The organism is Microcystis sp. M049S2, from assembly GCF_020245625.1.
GTDB lineage: Bacteria > Cyanobacteriota > Cyanobacteriia > Cyanobacteriales > Microcystaceae > Microcystis > Microcystis ichthyoblabe_A.
On sequence record NZ_JADBUN010000052.1, the window covers coordinates 1 to 4,238 of the forward strand.

General features: G+C 38.3%; 2 protein-coding genes. Both read left to right on the forward strand.

Annotation, left to right across the window (positions count from 1 at the left end; genetic code table 11):
- Window positions 1-331, forward strand: a 331-nt coding sequence (locus IM496_RS04460) for a hypothetical protein (protein ID WP_287661333.1), incomplete at its 5' end; no start/stop codon positions are given.
- A gap of 115 nt (window positions 332-446) precedes the next feature.
- Window positions 447-4,238: Calx-beta domain-containing protein (locus IM496_RS04465; RefSeq protein WP_287661334.1), on the forward strand; the 3,792-nt coding region annotated here is incomplete at its 3' end.

The following is a 4,238-nucleotide window of genomic DNA, read 5'->3' on the forward strand; positions in this document are numbered from 1 at the left end:
TATGATGACTTTATCCCCTGAATTGCAGTCAAGTTTAGAAAGTAAAATCAAACAATTTGAGGAGGAAAGAACCATGCCTTTAATGAGTAATATGGAATTGCGAGGAATAGAACAGGGTAAGAAGATTGGCAAGGAAATTGGAGCGTTAGAAAATGCTCGTGATTTTGTCAAAACAGTTTTGCAAGCTCGCTTAGGTGAAGTTCCTTTAGATGTGGAACAATACCTGAATAAAGTTTCCGTACTATCTACATTACAAGAGATTGTTAAATTAGCAGCTACCGCTAATTCTCTCGCAGAATTTAAGCAGTCTTTGGCAAAAATCCAATCCTAGAACTTCTTTGAGAAACCCGTTTTCTGTATAAATATTAATTTCTGTTACAGGGGTCTTGAAAAATTGGCAATTGTTAGGCTAAAACTGTTAGCAATAAACTGTTGCAGTTAATGTCATGACTTCTCCCCTGTTGCCGATTCTTCCTGTTGTTGACGATGTTTTGTTCGATTTTGCTCAATCTGATGGTTTTTGGGCGAATTTAGAAACAGCCTTTGGCACAAGTTATGATGTGGTTAAAGCGACGCAATTACAACAGCAGTGGCGAAGCCGAAATTTCAGTCAACTTCCTGAGATTGAGGTTGTCAACAGCAGTGTTTTAGGTAGTGCAAATGGCGCTTATGGGATTAGCACCAATAAGATATATCTATCTGAAAGCTTTTTTGCTTCTGCTAGTTCAGATGCTTTGGTTGCGGTGATTTTAGAAGAAATTGGGCATTTTTTGGATGCTCAAATTAATAGGGTGGATACGGTGGGGGATGAGGGAGAATTATTTTCTCATCTGGTGAGAGGGGTTAATTTAACTGAGGCTGAGTTAACTTATATTCAAGCAGAAGATGATCGTACTGTTATTGATTTAGGGGGACAATTTATAGGGGTTGAACAAACAGCACCAATTACTTTAATTGTCAATACTACTATAGATGAGAATGATGGTAGTGCCACTATTGGGAGTGGTTTGTCTTTGCGGGATGCTGTTGCAATTGCTAATAAAAGTCCTAATACTCCCTATATTATTAAGCTGAAATCAGGAACGACTTATGCTTTAACTTATGTTAATAATACGACAACAGGTGATCGCAGTTTGAATACGAATGGTACGATTACCATTGAAACTGATGGAACAGCACTAGCTTCTATTGTTAATAATGCTAGTTATAAACCACCAATTCGGTGGATGGATTATAATTCTATAATATCTAACTCTAGTAAACTTGGAGTTACATTAAACAATCTCTATATCAGCAGCAAAGGAGGAGGAAGGGGAATTTACAACAGTTCCAACGGGATATTAACATTAACCAACAGTACAATAACAGGTAATACGGCTAATGTTGGAGGAGGGGGAATTTACAACGATGGAACATTAACATTAACCAACAGTACAATATCTGGTAATACGGCTACTTATGGAGGGGGAATTTGGAACCGTGAAACATTAACATTAAACAATAATACAATATCTGGTAATACGGCTAATTATGGAGGGGGAATTTACAACGGTTTACCCCACTATTACAACGGGGAAAGGGGAACGTTAACATTAAACAATAATACAATATCTGGTAATACGGCTATAAGAAGTGGAGTTGGAAGTGGAGTTGGAGGGGGAATTGACAACTCCTACAGTGGAATATTAACATTAAACAACAACACAATATCTGGTAATACGGCTACTTATGGAGGGGGAATTTCCAACGGGGGAACATTAACATTAACGAATAACATTATTACTAACAATAATGCCAACTTAGGTGGTGGTATTGGCAATTATGGTACATGGAATTCAAATAGTATTATTAGTGGAAATACTGCGAACCAAGTTTGGTATATAAATCCAGATGGACTTTCAGTTGTGGACGAATTCACATGGATTGATTATTCTAATCAAAAAATAACAAATCCAATAGACCCAAAATATCCAAATATATTTGATCAAGTCACTTTTACCGCACTCCCACCCACACCTAATCCTCCACCTAAACCAACGATATCAGTCAGTAATGCGCGGTTTGATGCTCCCGCAGGGAAGGTTATTTTCGAGGTTAAACTGTCCTCAGCTTATGATAAACCGATAACCGTTGATTACTATACCCTTGATGGAAGTGCCAATTCAATAGACCCTAACCAATTAAAAGATTTTAACAATGTTGTCAAAAAAACCCTCTCCTTTTTCCCAGGACAAACCAGTAAACAAATAGAAATTACTGTTTTAGGAAGTGCGTCTCCTACCGACCAAACCTTTGAGATTTTTGCTAGAGACACCGCTTATCGTGATTGGACAGATACGGACAAAGGCAAAGAAGTAGATAAGATCTATGACTATAGTGACCTGGGTTACGAAGGCTATCGTATCAATAAAGTCTTCAAAGATTCTACTACAGGATTTGATGCTTTTGGTTTAACTTCTGATGAAAAATTTTTTCTGGTTTTAGCCAATCCCCTTAATGCCAATGAATTTACATCCAATAGCAATAACTTACTGCAAGATATTGCCAATACTTCAGGCGGTAACAATACCGCCGCCTATACTGCTGGACAGAATCTAATCAACCAACTCACCAGCGCCAATCAATCCTATACCTTCACTGATGGCACAATTTATGACCTTGCTAAACCTCCTGTTTTAGCCATTCGGGGTACTGTATTCTCATCTGGTAAAGATTTATTAAGTGATACTGAAACCGAAGGAGTTGGCTATAATCAATTTACTAACAATAAAGCCGCAGTCAATCAATGGCTTTCAGAAGTATCTAATCCCGTAAGCGGATTGACTCTAAAACCTAATATTACAGGACATAGTTTAGGTGGTGCATTAAGTCAGTGGGTAGGGGGTAGTTATACAGGACAACTCGGAAAGATTGTTACTTTCAATAGTCCGGGTATTTCTCAACAACCCGGCATTAATTTCAACGCTACTAATAACTTAGGTGTCACTCATTACATAACCTCGGCTGATTTGGTTAGCATTGCAGGTTCAAAATATCTGAGTGGAGTCTGGAACTTAGAAAAATATTCAAAACTAACATCTGCAATTACTTTTGAAAAACATTCAGTTCCCGTCTTAAATCAAACTATTACAAGAACTAATTTGTCAAAGCCGACAGATTTAACTCGGAAAGTTGCCAACGGAAATACCACTGATTTAAGTAGTTACTGGTTTACATATTTGCCTGATGCTGATTATTTTGCTCTTCAAGCAGCCGTTACTCTAATAAGTCCAATTCTGGGTGCAGCTTTAACTTATCGTGGAACCGTTGAACTGAATCGAAAAGCAATTGGAAGTGCCATTGATGGTCTTGGAAATATATCCGATGCAGTAACATCCGCTTACAACGCAGCTAAATCTTGGACTTCAGATGCGTGGAATGCGATTATTGGACAGTCTGACAAGAAACTTGGTTTATCTCCATCAACTGCAAATCAAAGCAATTCAACGCAAACGCTTGCATCATCTTTTCTGGACACAAATAGCTATGAAATAGCAACAACAGCTACAGCATCACAGACAATTGATAACTTTTGGGATGCCATACCTGATTGGGGAGATAACGCTTGGCAAGCTACAACTAAATGGTCAGCAGATGCTTGGAAAAGTATCAATCAATGGACACCCCAAACTTGGCAAGCAACAACTACCTGGACAGCAGCCGATTGGGATAAACCATTCTTGACTATCTCAAATCCGACAATTGTAGAAAACAATTCAGGAACAAATAACCTGATATTTAAAGTTACATTGTCAACCACAAGTACCCAAACAATTACCGTAAATTATGCCACTGCTAATAACACAGCAACAGCAGGAAGCGACTATACAGCGAAAACAGGGACTCTCACCTTTACCCCCGGACAAATCAGCCAAGATATTATTATTTCCGTCAATGGTGATACTGCAATTGAACCGGATGAGACTTTCTTGATTAACCTTTCTAATCCTAGCAATGCGCTGATTACAGATAATCAAGGATTAGGAACAATTACTAATGATGATGGTGATAATACCAGTGTCACCCCAATCGAAACCTTCGGTAACACCAAATTAGTCCAAGACACAACTAACAAACTTTACACCCAAATTGGCAATAATAACCCCACTGCTATTAAAATTGGTGCCACTCAGATTACCACAAATATCTACCCTGGTTGGCAAACTCTAGCAGCAGAAACCGTCAACGGAGTCAATCAA